Below are 15,685 nucleotides of genomic sequence, written 5' to 3'. Positions count from 1 at the left end.
TGAAATTAAGTCACTTCCCCTGCGCCAGTGGCTCAGGCATAAATTATGCATTGATAACGTTCCGGCAACATGAACTTAGGATGCATAACCAAATGAGTCAGGCTTTCACATTTACCCTTAAGCGCAGTTGCTTTGATGAAAATTATAACCCGTCAGAAAACACGCGTACCACCACCAACTTCGCCAACCTGGCGCGTGGCGAGAAGCGTCAGGAGAACCTGCGCAATACGCTGGTGATGATCAACAACCGCTTTAACGCGCTGGCGAGCTGGGATAACCCGAAAGCTGACCGCTATGCCGTCGAGCTGGAGATTATTTCTGTCGATATGAATATCGGCGGCGATTTTACTTTCCCGGCCATCGAAATTCTGCAAACGACGATCGTGGATAAAAAAACCCACGAGCGCATCGAAGGCATCGTCGGAAATAACTTCTCATCGTATGTTCGTGACTATGATTTCAGCGTCCTGCTGCTCGAGCATAATAAAGATCGGCCCCGCTTCACCCTCCCCGAAAATTTTGGCGAGCTGCACGGCAATATCTTTAAAAGCTTCGTTCATTCTGCGGAATATCAGGCGAACTTCAAAAAAGCGCCGGTGATCTGCCTGAGCGTCTCCAGCAAAGACACCTATCGTCGTACCGGTAACCACCACCCGGTGCTGGGCTATGAGTACCAGCCGGACGGCGAGTCGCTAACGGAACAGTACTTCGCGAAGATGGGCCTGAAGGTTCGCTATTTCATGCCGGAAAACAGCGTCGCGCCTTTTGCCTTCTTCTTCACCGGCGATTTACTGCGTGATTACACCAATCTGGAACTGATCGGCACCATCAGCACCATGGAGACGTTCCAGAAGATCTATCGACCAGAAATTTACAATGCCAATTCCGCTGCGGGACAGTGCTATCAGCCTGACCTGAATCAGCAGGATCACTCATTAACCAAAATCGTCTATGACCGTGAAGAGCGCAGCCGGCTGGCCATTGAACAGGGTAAATATACCGAAGAGCGGTTTATCAAACCCTATAAAACCCTTCTTGAGCAGTGGTCTCAACACTTCACGCTTTAATTTAATACGGATAAAAGGTTCTTTTATGAAAACATTGCTCCCGACATCAACGGCTGGCAGCCTGCCGAAACCCACCTGGCTTGCGCAGCCGGAAACGCTCTGGTCGCCGTGGAAACTCCAGGACGAGGAATTACTGGCAGGGAAACAGGATGCGCTGCGTTTGTCTCTGGATGAACAGATTCGCGCCGGGATTGATATCGTCAGCGACGGGGAACAAACCCGCCAGCATTTTGTCACCACCTTTATTGAACATCTCAGCGGCGTGGATTTTGAGAACCGTCAGACGGTACGCATCCGTAACCGTTACGATGCGAGCGTGCCGACCGTGGTAGACGCGGTGGCGCGCCAGAAGCCGGTGTTTGTTGACGACGCTAAATACCTGCGCCAGCTGACTGACAAGCCGATCAAGTGGGCGCTGCCCGGCCCGATGACCATGATCGACACGCTATACGATGCCCACTATAAAAGCCGCGAAAAGCTGGCCTGGGAGTTCGCTAAAATTCTCAATCAGGAGGCCCGCGAGCTGGAAGCGGCCGGCGTCGACATTATTCAGTTTGACGAACCTGCCTTTAACGTCTTTTTCGACGAGGTGAATGACTGGGGTATCGCCGCGCTGGAGCGCGCCATTGAAGGGCTGAAATGCGAAACCGCGGTACATATCTGTTACGGGTACGGCATCAAAGCCAATACGGACTGGAAAAAGACGCTCGGCTCCGAGTGGCGCCAGTATGAAGAGGCATTTCCAAAGTTACAGACCTCGAAGATCGATATCATCTCGCTGGAGTGCCACAACTCGCGCGTGCCGATGGATCTGCTGGAGCTTATCCGCGGTAAAAAAGTGATGGTCGGGGCAATTGACGTGGCCACCCAGACCATCGAAACGCCGGAAGAAGTGGCCGATACGCTGCGCAAGGCGTTGCAGTTTGTTGATGCAGACAAGCTCTATCCGTCCACCAACTGCGGTATGGCCCCCCTTTCCCGCCAGGTCGCCAACGGTAAGCTGAAGGCGTTAAGCGCCGGGGCTGACATTATCCGTCGCGAGCTTGCCCGCTAACCTTCAGGTTTGCCAGTACAGTGGCGTACCGAATCGCTCAATATAGTAATCAATCACCGCCCTGACGTTCAGGGGCGGATGACGCGCGTTCGGGTAAATCGCCGCAATCGTCAGTGGCTCCGTATTAATTGAACACTCCATTTCCGGCAGCAGTGCCACCAGCTCACCGCTTTTGAGCCGTTCGCTCACCATCCAGTCCGGGAAAAGCACAACGCCCATGCCGCCCAGCGCCGCAATCAGTAGCGTTTCCGCGTTATTGGAGGTCATCAGCGGTACGATGGGATAGTGAACCCACGCCTCGCCCGGCTGCCGGATCAGCCAGCGGTTAGGCCCGGACGAGCCGCGGTAAACCAGACAGTGGTGACGGCTGAGATCGTCCGGCCCCTCGGGCGCGCCATGTTTTCGCAGATAGTCCGGCGAGGCCGCCAGATGGTAGAACTGCTGACCGAACACCCGGGCGTGAAACGAGGAGTCCGTCAGCGCGCCGATGCGGAAGATAACGTCCGCGGCGTCACGGTGCGGATCGATAAAATCGTCGGTAAGGGTCAGTTCGATGGAAAGACGAGGGTAACGCGCCAGAAGCCCCGGCAGGCCCGGCGCGATGTGCCTCTGTCCGAAAAAGACCGGGCCATTGATACGCAGCGTGCCCGACGGCTCGCGGGCGCGTTCATCCAGCTCGCGTCGCGCGTCCTCCAGATTTCCGGCCATCGCCCGGGCATAGCGCACAAAAAGATGCCCGCTCTCTGTGGGCATAATCGCCCGCGTGTTGCGGTAGAAAAGCTGTTGCCCGAGGGCGTCCTCAAGCTGGTGGATCACGCGTGAGACCTGCGACGCAGAAATCCCTTCCCGCCTCGCCACCACGGAAAAATTCTGCGTTTCATAAACGTCGATGAAGATCAGCAGCGCGCGAATGCTGATATGTCCGGCATCCATCATTAATGCATTTCCTGCAAAGGTGTTTCCTGCATTATGGCATTTTTCTCAATGATGTTCAGACGTAATCTTCTCCGCCTGGAAAAAGGAGAAAAAGCGTTATGCACATTATTTTAATTTTACTGGTGATTGCCGGCGGCATGGGGCTGTCCGTGGAAGCCGGGCTGCTGGGGCCGCTGGGCGCAGAGGTGGGCGACCTGTGGGCGGCGTTCAGCATATTCAGCGTGGGAACGGGGCTGACGTTTCTGCTGATGCTGTTTTTCAGCCCGCGCAACAGTCCCTCATTTTTTGCGCAGCCTTCATGGCACCTGTTGGGTGGCGTGCTCGGCCCGGTTTACGTCATCATTCTCACCATTGCCACGCCTGCGATCGGCATTGCCATGACGATGATCGGCATTCTGGCAGGCCAGGTTTTTAAAAGCCTGATTATCGACCACTATGGCCTGCTGGGTACGCCGCACCGCAGGATCGATACAAAACGCATTATTGCGCTGGGATTTATCATCGCCGCGCTCATTCTCGTTGCGCAGGGGTAACGTTATGACAGTGATTATGATTATTCTGGCGGTGATTGGCGGCGCAACGCTGAGCATTCAGGCTGCTATTAACGGGCAATTAGGCAGCAGCGTGGGGGTATTTAAAAGCGCGTTTCTGACGTTTTCCGTCGGCGCGCTGGTGACCGCCCTGCTGATCTTCTTTTTTGAGCCGAAACAGGCGGTCAGCCTGATGGATGTGCCCAAATGGCAGCTTCTGGGGGCCCTGTGCGGCGTGCCCTATATCGTGATTATGGTGCTCGCCGTGCAGCGCATCGGGACCGCCGTTGCCACGGTAGCGGTTATCCTGGGCCAGCTGGCCATGAGCATGCTGATTGATAACTTTGGCTGGCTGAACAATGAAGCCATTCCGTTTTCAGTGAGCCGTTTCGGGGCCGTCGCCTGCCTGAGTATTGCGCTCTTCTTCATCTACTCAAGCAGTAAACCTCAGCCCGAAGAGGATTAACCGCCCTCTTTGCGGGTAAAGAACAGCGTCACCGTGGCGACGGTGACGCCAAATTTCTTCATCTCGGTTTTATTAAACAGACGGGTGCTGTCCTGCAAATACATCCAGTCATCAAAGTGCAGCAGCCAGGTTTTACCGTCCGCCTTCACGTTCATGCTGTAGCGCCAGTTAAGGGCATTGCCCGCCGCCTGGCCTGTCGCGACACCTTCTATGTCACCCGCCGTGCCTTCATAGCGATTCTGCCCAACGCGGCGGATATGCCAGACGCGCTGCTGCTTCTCGCCGTCATCGTAGACAAAATGTTCATTCAGGGTCAGCGTATCGCCGATAACATCCCCGGCGATCTCGACGTGAAAACGACGGATCTGCTTACCGCTGCGATCCTGCACCATCCCCCACGCCTCGGTTTTCCCCTGGAAGTAAGTAAAAATATCAAGCCGTGGCTGCTGCTGACGATACTCTGTCACCTCGGTGCTACATCCGGCCACCAGCATCGTCAGGGCAAGCGCCATTAACAGGAAACGTTTCATTGTGGTCCTCCGATTAACTGCTGACGCAGTTCAGGATACTCGGTACGGGTTCGAGCCAGATCGCCAGAAAGCGTGAGCTAAACGCTGCCGTCTGGCGTGGCCCGAGTGGCGTAAATTTTTTCTGCGACGCCGTGGGGCGATACCAGAATTGCCCCTGGCCGTTATTAACCACAAACGCGAGCTGCGTGCCGGGCATGACGTCGGGCCAGAGCGCTTTTAGCATCCGCAGCCAGGCTTCACTCTGCGGCTCCTGCTGCAAAATGCCCTGCCACTGGTCGCGGGTCGCCTCAACCAGGTCGTCACCATCGATGTCCCGGGCATAGGTAATAATCAGCGCATTATCGCCGTCTAACCCTGTATAGCGGCCGTCGGGCGTCAGAAGCTGAGAGCTATAAACGGTAAATGGCCCCCAGGTGAGAGTGGCGTCGCCCACCTTGCGCCAGCTCAGCCACTCTGCCGCCTGCACGGTACAGGTGAAGACGAACAACGCGAGCATCAGTACCAGCTTTCTCATTGTCGTCTCCCTATTAACAGGTGGAAAAACAGCATCAGCACCAGCCAGCCGGGGAACATCCAGCTGACGACGATAAAGGTCGGCTCCTGAAACGTAATGGCCCCCAGACGCTCGCCGATCAGGTAGGCCACCGGCCCGCCCAGGGTCGCCAGCACCGTCAGCAACCAGCCCGGCAAGGTGGTCGTGCGGGTCAGTTGCGTCCAGACGGTGGCAAACATCAGCCACAGCGCCACCATCCATAGCGGCATCAGAGAAGCGCCCGTGAACGCAATCAGCCCCGTCAGCGCCCAGAGAGCGTGCAGCAGCGCGCCCGACGCCGCCAGCACAAGGGCGTATATCCGGTATGATGGCGGTAACAACAGCCAGGCAAGCACCGCCAGCGCGATCCAGATGACCAGCCCCTGCTCGCGAAACAGCACCACCAGCGTCCAGTAGAGATCAAACCCGACGGCCAACAGAAATACCTGCCCGTAGCGCTTCATACGCGTTCCACAGTCAGCTGCACCACGCTGATGGTGCGGGCATTAAACCCGGCTTCACAGTAGCCGAGGTAGTACAGCCACATCCGGCGGAAACGGTCATCAAACCCGAGCTTTTCAATCTCCTGCCAGGCGTGAACGAACCGCTGACGCCAGTGCGCCAGCGTGCGGGCGTAGTCCGGCCCCATATCGAAGAGGTTACGCACCACAAAATCGGTATGGCGGGTCATGAGTTCATTCATGGCGGTGATGCTGGGCAAAAAGCCGCCGGGGAAGATGTAGCGCTGAATAAAATCGACGCTTTTGCTGTAGTCGCGATAGCGTTGATCCTGAATGGTGATGGCCTGAATCGCCATCCGCCCGCCTGGACGCAGACGCGCCTGGCAGGTGCGGAAAAATGTTGGCAGGTAGCGTTGACCGACGGCCTCAATCATCTCAACCGACACCAGCTTGTCGTAGACCCCGGTCAGATCGCGGTAGTCGCAGAGCAGCACCTCAACACGATCCTGCAACCCTGCCCGGGCGATACGCGCGGTGGCCCAGTGGTATTGCTCCTGCGACAGCGTGGTGGTGGTCACCCGGCAGCCGTAATGACGGGCGGCATATTCCGCCATCGCCCCCCAGCCGGTGCCAATCTCCAGCAGATGATCGTTTGCCGTGAGCGCCAGCTGGTCGCACAGCCTCGCCATTTTCGCCTGCTGAGCCGCGGTCAGATCCTGCTCGTCCCCGCTAAACAGCGCGCTGGAGTACAGGAGATGTTCATCAAGGAAATGGGCGTAAAAGGCGTTGCCCAGATCGTAATGGGCGGCAATATTTTCCCGCGCCTGCGCGCGGGAGTTGCGCCGCATCCAGTGCCGCAGCCGCTCCACCGGTTTCCCGAGCAGGCGAAACCCTTTTTCCAGCTTTCCGAGGATTTGGCTATTGCGCGCAATCAGCTCCAGCAGCGGCGTCAGGTGGGGCGTCTCCCAGTCGCCATCCATCCACGCCTGTGCCGCGGCGAGGCTGCCCCCGGTTAAAATGCGCCAGTAGACGCCCGGAGCAAGTACCTGCACCTCAGCGTGAAGCGCGGCGGAAGCGTCGCCGAACTGGAACGTCTGCGCACCTTCACGCAGCGTCAGCGAGCCACCGTGCAGGCCATTCAGCAGGCGGAAGAGCAACCATCGCGCGACGCGGACGTTGCGCGGGATATCGGGTTCAAGCGCAAAGACGGGATTGGTCATGAGCGTTCACTCCTGCTGAGGGGATGGTTATGCAGCGGTACGCGCTTCAGCCACAGCCTGAGCGCCTGCCAGTAAATGGCGAAAACGGTTTTGAGGGTCATCAACGGGATCCGCGCCAGCAGCGAACGCAGCGCCGTGCGCGTCAGCGGGACCCGGCGCAGCGTCAGGGTGGCATCAAACACCTTCGTCTCCTGATGGTTTTCGATATGCATGCGCAGCGTGCTGTCCGGGCTGTTGAAGCGCCAGTGGTAGATCATATCCATCGGATTAAAGGGCGAGACGTGAAACGCTTTCTCCGTCGGCGGGGCGTCCCGCCCCGCTACCGCGTAGTAATGTCGTTCATTCCACGGCGTGTTACGGACTTCGGCGAGAACCCAGCGCAGGGTGTCTTCCCCGTCATAGCAGTAGTAAAAATTGACCGGGTTGAAATGAAAACCGAAATAGCGCAGCTGAGTCAGAAGCATGACCCGCCCCGCCGGACGTTCGCCGGTCAGATTTTCCAGACGCTCAAGGACACGCGCTTTGAGCGGCGTGCCCAGCGGGTAATCCGCATCATAAAATGCCGCGGGCGCAACGCGGTTACGACGCACGCCGACAGAGGGCAGCGCGTCCAGCTCATCCAGATCGAGCCAGGCCATAAACACGCTGTAGGTAAAGTGGTGCGCTTTCGGCGCAAGCCGACGATGGCGCAATGTACCGTGGTAAAGGCAGCTGTTCATCTCAGTTGCCCTCCCCGGTCGCGATAGCGTTGACCACGTCCAGCGCACTGCGCACGCCATCTTCGTGGAAGCCGTTGTACCAGTACGCGCCGCAGAACCAGCTCCGCTGGCGACCGTTTATTTCGCCTCGCCGGGCCTGAGCTTGCCAGCTTTGCGGGTTAAAAAGCGGATGCTCATAGACAAAGCGGCGCAGCACAAACCGTTCCTCCACCGGCGTTTCCGGGTTGAGGGTGACGCAAAACAGCGGGCTACCCGGCGGCAGTCCCTGCAAGATATTCATGTTGTAGGTGACGCAGGCGCTGGCCTGATCCTGCTCGCTGAGGCGGTAGTTCCAGCTCGCCCACGCGCGTTCGCGCACCGGCAGCCAGCGCGGATCGCGGTGAAGCACCACCTCGTTACGCTGCCAGCCGATATCCCCCAGCACCTCGCGTTCAGCCTGCGTTGGGCTGGCGAGCATCGCCAGCGCCTGAGCGGAGTGGCAGGCGAAGATCACCTGATCAAAAGTATCTGTTACGCCCTCACGCGCAATATCAACCCCACGATCGTGGCGAATAACCTGCTGCACCGGCGCGTTAAGGTGCAGCGTCAGGCGATCGCCGAGCGTATCCAGCATCGCGCGGATATACTCCCTGGAGCCGCCTGGCACCACGTACCACTGCGGACGATGGGTAATGTCCAGCAGACCGTGGTTTTCAAAAAAGCGTAAAAAGAGCGGCAGCGGAAAGCGTTTCATCTCCTGTAGCGACGACGACCAGATAGCCGCCCCCATTGGCAGGATGTAGTGGCGCGCAAAAAAGGGCGTAAAACGGTGCTGGCGCAGGAACGTTTCCAGCGTGGCGGAACCATCGACTTCGCCCCGGAGCGTCTGTTTCGCCAGCCGGTTAAAGCGCACGATCTCCTTCAGCAGCGTCCAGAAAGCCGGGTTGAGCAGATTACGTCGCTGGGCGAACAGCGACGTCAGCGTGTGCCCGTTGTACTCCAGCCCGCTCTGCGGGTTGTGCACCGAAAAGCTCATCTGCGTTTTTTGCCCGCAGATGCCCAGCTCGCTGAGCAACCCCATGAAGCGCGGATAGGTGCGGTCGTTGTAGACGATAAAACCGGTATCGATGGCAAAGCTGCCCTGCGGCGTGTCGACATCCACCGTTGCGGTATGGCCGCCCGGCGTGGCCTGCGCCTCAAACAGCGTAACCTGGTGATGTCCGGCGAGCCGCCAGGCACAGGTTAACCCGGCGATACCGCTGCCGATAATTGCGATTTTCATGGTCGCACCATCCTGCGCAGCAGTGCGCGCTGAAGTACATCGGGCAGGCCGGAAAGCAGGCGCAGCGCCAGGCTGAACCCGGCGGGAAACGCGATGTGATCCTTCCCTTTTGCCAGACCGCGACGAATAGCGTGGACGGCGTCCCCCACGCTGACCCGGCCCGGCATCGGGAAATCGTTTTTGCGGGTCAGCGGCGTGTCGACAAAACCGGGTGAAACGACCGTGACGGCAATCCCTTTCGGTTCCCAGTCGAGGCGCAGCGTGTCGGCAAACCAGGTTAACGCCGCTTTAGAGGCGCCATACGCTTCGGCTCGCGGGAAGTGAAGCCAGTGCGCCATCGAACTGACCAGCACCACGCGGTTGCCAGATACCAGTTGCGGCTGCAACGCCGCAAGGCAGTTTACCGGCCCGATGAAATTGGTGGTCATGACCCGCGCCACCAGCTCGGCATCCACCTCGCCGCGGTCGAGATACTCGCAGGTTCCGGCGCAGAGAATCACCGTGTCGGCAGTACAGTCCGCCAGCGCCTGGCGACAGGCGTCCCTGTCTGTCATATCGAACAGGCGCACCGTAATGTTGGGGCTGTGCTGATGCACGGCTGCCAGACGTTGCGCATCGCGCCCGCAGGCAATCACCCGGTAACCATCGTCGGCAAAAGATTTCGCCAGCCCCGCCCCGATGCCCGAGCTTGCGCCGGTGATCAGAACCGTTTTCATGATTTCACTCTTCGCTTCACGCCGCGCACGGCCCAGCCGAGTATCGGGAGATGTTCGTAAATCATCTCTCCGGCATCGTAGTAATCCCGCTGGCGAACAATGCGATCGTCGCGCATGTCTACCACGGAGCAGCCCGGCAGCTGGCGCATTGCCCCCCCGGCGATACGTGGGTGCGACCAGTGCATCATCCAGGTGACAACAAAGCGATCGCCCTGCTGCAACGGTGCATCGACGGTAAAGCGACAGTGCTGGACGTTAGCCAGCAGATGGGTGAAATAGCGCTGAATCGCGAACACCCCGCTGTGTTCGCCAAAGGGATCGATAAGCGTGGCATCGGCGCGATAAATCCCCGCCAGCGCCGAAGGTGGCTGGGTATCCAGCGTGGCGTAGTAATCAACGAACCGACTGATGACGGACGGCAACGTGCTCATGGGTCACATCCTGGGTGTAAACAACGTAGCGGAATCGCATAATTAAACTTACACAATTAACTTTATTTGTCCAAGTTTGCGCAGATATATTTTTTATTCTTATTATTTTTCAGTTACATGGAATATCACCACGCACAACCATTTTGTGAAAAATATGAATTTCGCCGCCAGGCTGCCGTTTTTTTAGGGATAACCTTAAGGCAAAGGTGCCATTTATCTTCCAGACTTATCCTTTTAATTCATAAGGATGTCACGCGATGAAACATTTACTGATGACGCTCTTTTCCAGCCCGGAATCCTTGTTGCAGGTCATGAGTCACCAGGAAATTATCGAAGCCGTAGAGGATGGCGACCGCATCATCATCGATCAGGATGGAAACGCCTCGGTTAACTACAAAAGCCACGAAGTACGGCAGGACTTTCTGCGCCATGTCAACGCGCTGAAGAGGGCCTGAAATGGGAACGGCAATATTCATGGTATTGATGGTATGCGGGTACTGGTACACCAGCCGCGACCTCTCAACACGGTTTAAAATCAAGCGATCCTTTGGCTGGGACGTCTATTTTCTTGTTGCGCTGTATGGCTGTATTTTTGTTCTTCAGGGGGTGATCGCCACCGGCCTGCTGTGGCTGCTGTTGTTCGCCCTCTCCGCCGCCGATAACACGTTCCATTTCACGTCAGCAAAATATGCCGACTGGCAAATTGATTTTATGAACTGGAGCTTCCTGGGGATTCAGGCCCCGGTGGTGGTGATGCTGACCTTCGCGATCCTGTTTTGTCTCTACCGATCGAACTGGGCCGGAAGCGCGCGGCTGGACGGCGATGGCCGGAAAAAATTGTACAAGCGGCTGGCGCAGTCGAGCGGGATTGAACAACTGCTCTATCAGTGCATGGAGGAAGGTGAACTGGCGCACGTCACGCTGAAATCGCGGCGGATCTATATTGGCATGATCCATACCGCCACGCTGGAGTATGAAAAAACGGCCAATATCGTGCTTATTCCGATGCTGAGCGGCTACCGTGACGGGAAGAACATGCAGCTCTGTATCGAACATAACTACAGCAAATGGTATGCCGAGCATGACATTACGCTCGATTCGGAGCCCAAAAGCGCCATGGATTTTCGCAAAGTGATCATGCTGGATCAGATCGAGAGTATTTCGCTGTTCGATCCGGCAAGCGCCAGCGCGCTGGCGATGCGTGAATGAAAAAAATGGCGCCTTATCGTAATAAGGCGCCAGGATTAACCAGGATGAACGCTAAACTTATGGCGTGACAATATTGAACCAGAAGTCAAATGTGTCCATGTAGCTCAGCATCTCTTCCAGCTTCGCTCTGTCTCCGCTCACCTTGACGTCACCCTTGTCCATCGCCTGCTTCAGCGTCTCTTTCTTAAGGATGATGTCGTTCAGCGTGGTGCGGTCCAGGGTGATGGTTGCGTCAGCATCCTTCGCCTGCGCGTTGGCGGTATGGTTCAGCACGCCGTTTTCCAGCTCCAGCTTGTATTTGCCGCCATCCTTACCGAGATCGATGTTAAAGACCGCTTTCGCGTTACCGGCCCGCACCCCGTTGATGTGCACGCCCAGGTAGTCGAAGAACATTTCCGGGGTCATCGCCCGCACGGTATCCGGGCTGGCGGTGTTCGGCGTCGGCAGCTTCTTCACGCCATTACGCAGTTCCTGCGCGCCGGTCAGGTAGAAGTTACGCCAGGTGCCCGCTTCCGCCTGGTAACCTAACTGCTCCAGCGCGTCGGCTTCCAGATTACGTGCCGCAGTGTTCTGCGGATCGGCGAAGACGATTTTGCTGGTCACCTGCGCCACCCAGCGGTAGTTGCCCTGCTGATAGTCAGCTTTGGCTTTCTGCATGATGGCATCGGCCCCTCCCATGTATTCCACAAACTTCTTCGCAGCCTGTTCAGGCGGCAGTTCGTCGAGGGTAGCCGGGTTGCCGTCGAACCAGCCGAGATAAAACACGTAGGTGGCTTTGACGTCGTGGCTGACGGAACCGTAATAGCCGCGGCTCGCCCACTGTTTTTCCAGCGATTCCGGCAGTGTAAATTCAGCGGCGATCTCGTCGCGGGTCAGCCCCTTGTTTGCCATACGCAGGGTCTGGTCGTTGATGTAGCGATACATATCGCGCTGGCCTTTCATCAGCTTGACGATATTCTCGTTGCCCCAGGTCGGCCAGTGGTGCTGCGCAATAATCACTTCCGCGTCCGCGCCCCAGCGCTCAATGGCGGCGTTGATGTACTTAGACCAGGCCAGCGGATCGCGGATTTTCGCGCCGCGCAGGGAGTAGGTGTTGTGCAGGGTATGGGTCACGTCCTCTGCGGCTTCGATCATTTTCTTCTCTTTGACATACCACAGCATTTCGGACGGGGCTTCTGAGCCCGGCGCCATCATAAAGTCGTAGGTCAGCCCGTCAATCACTTCCTGCTGGCCGGTATGGGTAATGTAGTTGGTCGGCGGGATCAGGGTCACCGTACCCGCAGAGGTGGTGGTGCCAAGACCCGCCCCCACCTGGCCTTTCGCATCCGGCTTCAGCAGGTTGCCGTACATATAGCTCGCACGGCGGCTCATCGCATTCCCGGCCATAATGTTTTCGGAAACCGCTTCTTTCATAAAGCCTTCCGGGGCGTAGATCTTCACTTTGCCGGACTTCACGTCGGCTTCGTCAACCACACCGCGCAGGCCGCCGTAGTGGTCGACGTGACTGTGGGTGATCACCACAGCGACGACCGGTTTCTTGCCGCGGTTTGCATAGTAGAGATCCAGCGCTTCTTTCGCCGGTTCAGCGCTTAACAGCGGGTCGATAACGGTGATGCCCTTCTCGCCTTCAATGATGGTCATGTTGGAGAGATCGAGATTGCGGATCTGATACACGCCGTCGGTGACCTTAAACAGCCCGCCAATGTTGATCAGCTGTGACTGACGCCACAGGCTCGGGTTTACCGTATCCGGGGCTTTTTCACCCTCTTTCACGAAATCATATTTCGCCGGGTTCCAGATAACGTTCCCCTGCTCGCCTTTAATCATGTTTTGTGGCAGCGGGGCGATAAAACCTTTATGGGCGTTCTCAAAGTCGGTTTTATCGGCAAACGGTAATTTGTTATACAGGGCGTTATTTGCCTGCCGGGTTGTGGCAGTGGCATCCTGCGGCTGCACTTCCGCAAACGCGGAAAGCGACAGCGACGTTAACACACCGGCAAGCGCCAGATGTTTAGCAATTAGGGTTAATTTCATTGAATGGCCTCATAGATTAATTGCGCCGCCTGGATATTTACTGTTGGCGGATAATTTTAATGCGAACTCATTGACGACCATTCTAATCAGAATACTTTCTCATCATAGTCCCATATGGGACTGGTTATTTATCGGTTCGTAATCCGGGGGCTATTGCTGCTATACTCGTTACCACGGCAGACGTTGCGGGGAGAGGCTTAGCGTGAATTTTCAGGATATCCATACCTATTATCAGCAACTCAATATTGGGCAATTCTTTCCGCACATGCTTTGTAAAGGCGAGGCCTTAACCGTTGCCGCAAATAAAAAATTCACCGTCGAGCCTGGCTATATCTATTTTTGCACTGAAGGATCGCTGACAATATTAATGCCTGATGATGGCCTAAATATTGGCAATACTATCGAGTATATGCCGATAGGGTTAATGGAAAGGTATTGTCCACTGGCGAAGTATGAATATCGCAGCAGTGCAAAGGTGAAGCTGGTGAGAATAGCCTGGGCCGACTTCGACCAGCTATTTTTCGGGGGCGGGTCTGAGCGCATGCAGGCGCTGGCCACCATACTGACCTACATGTCCATTTTCACCATCGACCTGCACAATGAACGCAGGCAGGTCACCAGCTACCAGACCATAAAACCGATGCTGTACCGCTATCTCTATCGGCAGGAGACCCACACGGGAGAGAATGAGGGCCTGGCGCTGTTTATCATTAAGCGCACTAACCTGTCACGCACGCATGTCTTTCGCGTGCTGGCAGATCTCAAAGCCGGGGGCTATATCACCATGAAGCGCGGGAAGCTGGTGTCGATTGACCGGCCCCTGCCGGAAGCGTATTAAGCTCATCTTCACGCCTTGAGCAACATGCGGGAACGAACGGCCTTATTTATCTCGGCCAGCCGACTTGGGCCGTAAATTCTCATCGAAGACCAGCCGTTTGCGTCCGGGCTCTTCTTCCCGCAGCGGCTCCACCTGATGCAGCGTCTGCTTACAGCGATCCACCAGTACCTGATACTCCCGCGTGCCCTGCTTTTTCCACTCTATTTCCTGCGCGCTTAACTCACGAATCGCTTTCGCCGGACTGCCAAGAATTAAGTGATTCGCAGGCATCTCCGCTTTGGCCTTCACAAACGCCGCCGCCCCGACGATGCTGTTTTCGCCGATCGTCGCCCCGTCCATCACGACCGCATTCATCCCCACCAGCGCATTACGGCGGATAATGCAGCCGTGCAGGATCGCGCTGTGGCCGATATGCCCGTCCTCTTCCACCACCGTGTCCTGCTCCGGAAAACCGTGCATCACGCAGTTATCCTGGATGTTCGCGCCGTCTTTCACCACGATCCGGCCAAAATCACCGCGCAGGCTGGCGTTAGGGCCCACGTAAACACCTTTTCCGAGGATCACGTCGCCAATCAGCACCGCGGTCGGGTGAACATAGCTCTCTTCAGGCACGACCGGCGTCAGACCATCAATTTGATAAACAGGCATACCCTCTCCTTATGTGATATTCAGACCACCAAAACGCTGGTGATAAAGCGTGCCGGGAGCGGGCAGCTCGCCCACGGAGGTTTCCCCCTTCTCACTGACAAACGCCAGGGCTCCCGCCGCCACGCGCTGGTAGATGTTAATACACAGCTGTCGCGCGCTCTGTCCCGCCCAGTGCGCAGGAAGTAACTCCTCCGGCAACAGCGGATCTTTCAGCACCACGCGACGATAAAAATGAATGAGTAACAGCTGGATCTGGAAGCAGCGTTCCGGGGTCAAATCCTCAGGCGGCGCCTCTTTCAGCAGTGGCAGCAGCGGACGGAACGAGTTGATAAACGTTTCGTACATCGCGTTTTGTTCGGTCAGCTGCCAGCACTCTTCCACGCGGGATCGTAGCGCCGCGCGTGACAAGGCCAGCGGCGAATGGGCTTCAAAGAAAATGACGTTTTCCGCCACGCCCGCGTCGTGGAGCAGCGACTGTACGTCCGCCAGATGCTGCGACGGCGAGGCCATCAGGCTCGGTGCCAATGTGCCAAACCCTTGCCATATCAGCTGTTTTTTCACATCGGCCAGCGTGGTTTTATCCAGCCCTTCTGACAGCAGAAGCAGCCACTTGCCGTCCCAGGCGGGCAGCTCCGCGCGGTAGATTTTGCTTTCCGCACGGCGGGTCAGGCGCAGCCCTTTGTCGCTGAGACGGTAAAAGCTGCGGCGGCCAATGCGGGACACGTCCAGCCAGCCCTCTTTGTTGAGGCGAAACAGCGCGGTGCGCACAAAGCGCTCCCCGAAACCCATCCCTTCCAGCAGGGCCGCCAGGCTGCCGAGCCAGATCTCTCCGCCGCGATGGGAAAGCGCGTCGCCATACAGCGAGGAGATAAGCGACGTTCCGCTGACGGGAACAGAGCTGACTGCGTGCTGGATAAAGGCATCAAGTTTATTCATGTGATTCATTCTGTTGTTATTTTTTTCGTGGATGAATCATAGCATACGAATCTGGGGTGTACCCTCACCCTAACCCTCCCCCAAAGGGAGAGGGAAC

At 56.9% G+C, this 15,685-nt stretch carries 18 protein-coding genes and 1 pseudogene; 7 read left to right on the top strand and 12 right to left on the bottom strand.

What is annotated here, in order from left to right; all coding sequences use genetic code 11:
* The first annotated feature begins 92 nt into the window (after window positions 1–92).
* Together ACOTWU_RS14795 and ACOTWU_RS14790 are read left to right on the top strand one after the other, a co-directional pair.
* Window positions 93–1,067 carry a DUF1852 domain-containing protein gene (locus ACOTWU_RS14795; RefSeq protein WP_039272119.1) on the top strand — a complete coding sequence of 325 codons (975 nt, stop codon included), beginning with the start codon at window positions 93–95 and terminating at the stop codon, window positions 1,065–1,067.
* Between the two features lie 25 nt (window positions 1,068–1,092).
* Window positions 1,093–2,121 carry a methionine synthase gene (locus tag ACOTWU_RS14790; protein WP_003857302.1) on the top strand — a complete coding sequence of 343 codons (1,029 nt, stop codon included), beginning with the start codon at window positions 1,093–1,095 and terminating at the stop codon, window positions 2,119–2,121.
* 3 nt (window positions 2,122–2,124) lie between these two features.
* On the opposite strand, the gene ACOTWU_RS14785 is transcribed toward ACOTWU_RS14790, so the two are convergent.
* A complete protein-coding gene (locus ACOTWU_RS14785; RefSeq protein WP_045341554.1) occupies window positions 2,125–3,057 on the bottom strand; it encodes a LysR family transcriptional regulator in 933 nt (310 codons plus the stop codon).
* A gap of 98 nt (window positions 3,058–3,155) precedes the next feature.
* On the opposite strand from ACOTWU_RS14785, the gene ACOTWU_RS14780 reads away from it, so the two are divergent.
* Both ACOTWU_RS14780 and ACOTWU_RS14775 read left to right on the top strand, forming a co-directional pair.
* Window positions 3,156–3,590 carry a DMT family transporter gene (locus ACOTWU_RS14780; RefSeq protein ID WP_003857304.1) on the top strand — a complete coding sequence of 145 codons (435 nt, stop codon included), beginning with the start codon at window positions 3,156–3,158 and terminating at the stop codon, window positions 3,588–3,590.
* A 4-nt stretch (window positions 3,591–3,594) separates the two neighbouring features.
* Window positions 3,595–4,053: a DMT family transporter gene (locus ACOTWU_RS14775; protein ID WP_045341552.1), complete on the top strand. Its 459-nt coding sequence runs from the start codon at window positions 3,595–3,597 to the stop codon at window positions 4,051–4,053.
* On the opposite strand, the gene ACOTWU_RS14770 is transcribed toward ACOTWU_RS14775, so the two are convergent.
* The 8 genes and pseudogenes from ACOTWU_RS14770 to ACOTWU_RS14735 all read right to left on the bottom strand — a co-directional run bounded on the left by ACOTWU_RS14770 (window position 4,050) and on the right by ACOTWU_RS14735 (window position 9,923).
* On the bottom strand, window positions 4,050–4,583 hold the full coding sequence (locus ACOTWU_RS14770) for a DUF3833 domain-containing protein (protein WP_032653483.1): 534 nt from the start codon (window positions 4,581–4,583) through the stop codon (window positions 4,050–4,052). The genes ACOTWU_RS14775 and ACOTWU_RS14770 overlap by 4 nt on opposite strands.
* Window positions 4,580–5,097 (bottom strand): annotated as a pseudogene (locus ACOTWU_RS14765) (hypothetical protein). The gene ACOTWU_RS14770 and the pseudogene ACOTWU_RS14765 overlap by 4 nt, the downstream one beginning before the upstream one ends.
* The gene (locus ACOTWU_RS14760; RefSeq protein WP_040117615.1) at window positions 5,094–5,579 is read right to left on the bottom strand and encodes a DUF2878 domain-containing protein; all 486 of its coding nucleotides are present in this window, start codon (window positions 5,577–5,579) and stop codon (window positions 5,094–5,096) included. Before ACOTWU_RS14760 ends, ACOTWU_RS14765 begins: the two are co-directional and overlap by 4 nt.
* Complete coding sequence (locus tag ACOTWU_RS14755) at window positions 5,576–6,796, bottom strand: SAM-dependent methyltransferase (protein WP_126499234.1); 1,221 nt, start codon at window positions 6,794–6,796, stop codon at window positions 5,576–5,578. The genes ACOTWU_RS14760 and ACOTWU_RS14755 overlap by 4 nt, the downstream gene beginning before the upstream one ends.
* Window positions 6,793–7,515, bottom strand: a complete 723-nt coding sequence (locus tag ACOTWU_RS14750) for a DUF1365 domain-containing protein (protein WP_023296566.1) — start codon at window positions 7,513–7,515, stop codon at window positions 6,793–6,795. The genes ACOTWU_RS14755 and ACOTWU_RS14750 overlap by 4 nt, the downstream gene beginning before the upstream one ends.
* Before the next feature lies 1 nt (window position 7,516).
* Entirely contained in the window at window positions 7,517–8,776 is a 1,260-nt protein-coding gene (locus tag ACOTWU_RS14745; RefSeq protein WP_023303690.1) for an NAD(P)/FAD-dependent oxidoreductase, read from the bottom strand.
* Complete coding sequence (locus ACOTWU_RS14740) at window positions 8,773–9,492, bottom strand: SDR family NAD(P)-dependent oxidoreductase (protein WP_040117612.1); 720 nt, start codon at window positions 9,490–9,492, stop codon at window positions 8,773–8,775. Before ACOTWU_RS14740 ends, ACOTWU_RS14745 begins: the two co-directional genes overlap by 4 nt.
* A complete protein-coding gene (locus tag ACOTWU_RS14735; protein WP_017384507.1) occupies window positions 9,489–9,923 on the bottom strand; it encodes a nuclear transport factor 2 family protein in 435 nt (144 codons plus the stop codon). The genes ACOTWU_RS14740 and ACOTWU_RS14735 overlap by 4 nt, the downstream gene beginning before the upstream one ends.
* A gap of 257 nt (window positions 9,924–10,180) precedes the next feature.
* On the opposite strand from ACOTWU_RS14735, the gene ACOTWU_RS14730 reads away from it, so the two are divergent.
* Window positions 10,181–10,378, top strand: a complete 198-nt coding sequence (locus ACOTWU_RS14730; protein ID WP_003857318.1) for a hypothetical protein — start codon at window positions 10,181–10,183, stop codon at window positions 10,376–10,378.
* 1 nt (window position 10,379) lies between these two features.
* A complete protein-coding gene (locus tag ACOTWU_RS14725) occupies window positions 10,380–11,132 on the top strand; it encodes a hypothetical protein (protein WP_017384508.1) in 753 nt (250 codons plus the stop codon).
* 57 nt (window positions 11,133–11,189) lie between these two features.
* On the opposite strand, the gene ACOTWU_RS14720 is transcribed toward ACOTWU_RS14725, so the two are convergent.
* Entirely contained in the window at window positions 11,190–13,166 is a 1,977-nt protein-coding gene (locus tag ACOTWU_RS14720) for an alkyl/aryl-sulfatase (RefSeq protein WP_040117610.1), read from the bottom strand.
* Between the two features lie 202 nt (window positions 13,167–13,368).
* On the opposite strand from ACOTWU_RS14720, the gene ACOTWU_RS14715 reads away from it, so the two are divergent.
* Entirely contained in the window at window positions 13,369–14,004 is a 636-nt protein-coding gene (locus tag ACOTWU_RS14715; protein ID WP_040117609.1) for a helix-turn-helix domain-containing protein, read from the top strand.
* A 42-nt stretch (window positions 14,005–14,046) separates the two neighbouring features.
* Here ACOTWU_RS14715 and paaY read toward each other — a convergent pair whose 3' ends face one another.
* Both paaY and paaX read right to left on the bottom strand, forming a co-directional pair.
* Window positions 14,047–14,652, bottom strand: a complete 606-nt coding sequence (paaY, locus tag ACOTWU_RS14710; protein ID WP_006810541.1) for a phenylacetic acid degradation protein PaaY — start codon at window positions 14,650–14,652, stop codon at window positions 14,047–14,049.
* Window positions 14,653–14,661: 9 nt separating this feature from the next.
* A complete protein-coding gene (gene paaX / locus ACOTWU_RS14705) occupies window positions 14,662–15,597 on the bottom strand; it encodes a phenylacetic acid degradation operon negative regulatory protein PaaX (protein WP_039270818.1) in 936 nt (311 codons plus the stop codon).
* Window positions 15,598–15,685: the final 88 nt, after the last annotated feature.

The organism is Enterobacter cloacae complex sp. GYL001 (assembly GCF_049237125.1).
In the GTDB taxonomy this organism is placed as follows: domain Bacteria; phylum Pseudomonadota; class Gammaproteobacteria; order Enterobacterales; family Enterobacteriaceae; genus Enterobacter; species Enterobacter hormaechei_C.
Note: the sequence above shows the minus strand (reverse complement) of the source record. Positions and strands in the feature narration are given on the sequence as shown.

Excerpts from the sequence above, each read along its gene's own strand:
- ACOTWU_RS14795 (WP_039272119.1), top strand. The coding sequence starts at position 93 with ATGAGTCAGGCTTTCACATTTACCCTTAAGCGCAGTTGCTTTGATGAA.
- ACOTWU_RS14790 (WP_003857302.1), top strand. The coding sequence starts at position 1,093 with ATGAAAACATTGCTCCCGACATCAACGGCTGGCAGCCTGCCGAAACCC.
- ACOTWU_RS14785 (WP_045341554.1), bottom strand. The coding sequence starts at position 3,057 with ATGATGGATGCCGGACATATCAGCATTCGCGCGCTGCTGATCTTCATC.
- ACOTWU_RS14780 (WP_003857304.1), top strand. The coding sequence starts at position 3,156 with ATGCACATTATTTTAATTTTACTGGTGATTGCCGGCGGCATGGGGCTG.
- ACOTWU_RS14775 (WP_045341552.1), top strand. The coding sequence starts at position 3,595 with ATGACAGTGATTATGATTATTCTGGCGGTGATTGGCGGCGCAACGCTG.
- ACOTWU_RS14770 (WP_032653483.1), bottom strand. The coding sequence starts at position 4,583 with ATGAAACGTTTCCTGTTAATGGCGCTTGCCCTGACGATGCTGGTGGCC.
- ACOTWU_RS14760 (WP_040117615.1), bottom strand. The coding sequence starts at position 5,579 with ATGAAGCGCTACGGGCAGGTATTTCTGTTGGCCGTCGGGTTTGATCTC.
- ACOTWU_RS14755 (WP_126499234.1), bottom strand. The coding sequence starts at position 6,796 with ATGACCAATCCCGTCTTTGCGCTTGAACCCGATATCCCGCGCAACGTC.
- ACOTWU_RS14750 (WP_023296566.1), bottom strand. The coding sequence starts at position 7,515 with ATGAACAGCTGCCTTTACCACGGTACATTGCGCCATCGTCGGCTTGCG.
- ACOTWU_RS14745 (WP_023303690.1), bottom strand. The coding sequence starts at position 8,776 with ATGAAAATCGCAATTATCGGCAGCGGTATCGCCGGGTTAACCTGTGCC.
- ACOTWU_RS14740 (WP_040117612.1), bottom strand. The coding sequence starts at position 9,492 with ATGAAAACGGTTCTGATCACCGGCGCAAGCTCGGGCATCGGGGCGGGG.
- ACOTWU_RS14735 (WP_017384507.1), bottom strand. The coding sequence starts at position 9,923 with ATGAGCACGTTGCCGTCCGTCATCAGTCGGTTCGTTGATTACTACGCC.
- ACOTWU_RS14730 (WP_003857318.1), top strand. The coding sequence starts at position 10,181 with ATGAAACATTTACTGATGACGCTCTTTTCCAGCCCGGAATCCTTGTTG.
- ACOTWU_RS14725 (WP_017384508.1), top strand. The coding sequence starts at position 10,380 with ATGGGAACGGCAATATTCATGGTATTGATGGTATGCGGGTACTGGTAC.
- ACOTWU_RS14720 (WP_040117610.1), bottom strand. The coding sequence starts at position 13,166 with ATGAAATTAACCCTAATTGCTAAACATCTGGCGCTTGCCGGTGTGTTA.
- paaY (WP_006810541.1), bottom strand. The coding sequence starts at position 14,652 with ATGCCTGTTTATCAAATTGATGGTCTGACGCCGGTCGTGCCTGAAGAG.
- paaX (WP_039270818.1), bottom strand. The coding sequence starts at position 15,597 with ATGAATCACATGAATAAACTTGATGCCTTTATCCAGCACGCAGTCAGC.